Origin of the sequence: Providencia sp. JGM181, assembly GCF_018257375.1 — a bacterium.
Classification (GTDB): domain Bacteria; phylum Pseudomonadota; class Gammaproteobacteria; order Enterobacterales; family Enterobacteriaceae; genus Providencia; species Providencia lanzhouensis.
In genome coordinates this window covers 1-1,215 of the sequence record NZ_JAERJY010000274.1, presented here as the reverse complement: position 1 = coordinate 1,215, position 1,215 = coordinate 1, and the positions used below count along the sequence as shown (strand labels likewise).

The window sequence follows — 1,215 nt, the reverse complement described above, 5'->3', positions numbered from 1 at the left end:
CTCCATTATAGTGTAGCCTATTTTAGATTATTGTATAAGGTTGAGGTAATTATTATGAAGTTAGGTTATCTAAGGACTAGATGGTAAAGTCAGAATTTGAGAATAAATAAACAAGCCCGCCAGGGTGAGCTTGTTTATTCTTATAGTGTACGTGTATTTCACGTGCATTTCGAAGTCCATTCTGGGTAATGTTACGGTCTGCTCAGTTTGCTAATTTATTGTTTTTAATATGTTATTACATCACGACAGTTAAAATTTGGTAGAGCTGGTGGGATCTGTGTCCTGAGTGTTCCTTTCTACTCGTGTTGACGTTATCTTCAATGACATTAAATACTCGCCTCAAACTACGATAATTGTGGTAGAAAGAACTCGAAGGCTACTTTTTCTCTGTATGCCACACTCAGAGTTGAAGTTAAAGATGTGAAGGTGACAATTAGATATATCGCGTACCATAAAAATGGTTGCAAGACTACAATTCATCCCGCGATGATTATCGCTTGTAAACATAATTCTTCTTCATTTATTTCCATATGGCTTATTAATGAGCAATGACATTCCCATTTCAACTACAGGATTTAGAGGCGGGATATTTGTATCTTTGCGTGCATATGCAGTCGTTGTATCGAGTACTAAAAATACAAAGCGAGCTGAAATATTCAAAGAAGAGACGGGCGTGCATTAAAGCAATAAATAGATCAATCTCAGTTAATATTGAGTGATTCTATTTAACTCATTGAAGCCGTGAAGTTTATAAAACTGTCACTGTATTGGTATCAAGGATGGGGGAGGAGCAAATAGAATTGCTGTGAGTAATCTAAATAGCCGCAGAGATTAAACTGCGGCTATTACCAGTTAAAAAATTTTATTTTTTGCTAGCAAGGTAATCTTTTAAAGTTCCTTCAGGTTTTTTCTTGCAAAACTCAAGGATTAAAGGAGCTTCCGCAACGCTCTGTTCAGATAATGCCACCCAGTCTCCACTTTTAAACTGAGTATCTTGTGATGTTACCCATAAGGCAACTGGAGCCCAGCTTTTAGGGTTTAAGTCCACATACTCTTTACATGTCATATTTTCGGGAGTTGAGGTCATTTTGTCTGCGGCTAATGCATTAAAGGACAGAGCACTTGATGCAATCATACAAGCAGAAATTAGAAACTTATTCATAAATATTCCTCTTCATTTTTTAGTGGTAATGCCTATTGAAATAAGTCTATTAC

1 protein-coding gene is annotated in these 1,215 nt (G+C 36.3%); it reads right to left on the bottom strand.

The genetic code is table 11. The features are described from left to right. Positions 1-862 precede the first annotated feature (862 nt). On the bottom strand, positions 863-1,162 hold the full coding sequence (locus tag JK188_RS17470; protein WP_006658701.1) for an HdeA/HdeB family chaperone: 300 nt from the start codon (positions 1,160-1,162) through the stop codon (positions 863-865). Positions 1,163-1,215: the final 53 nt, after the last annotated feature.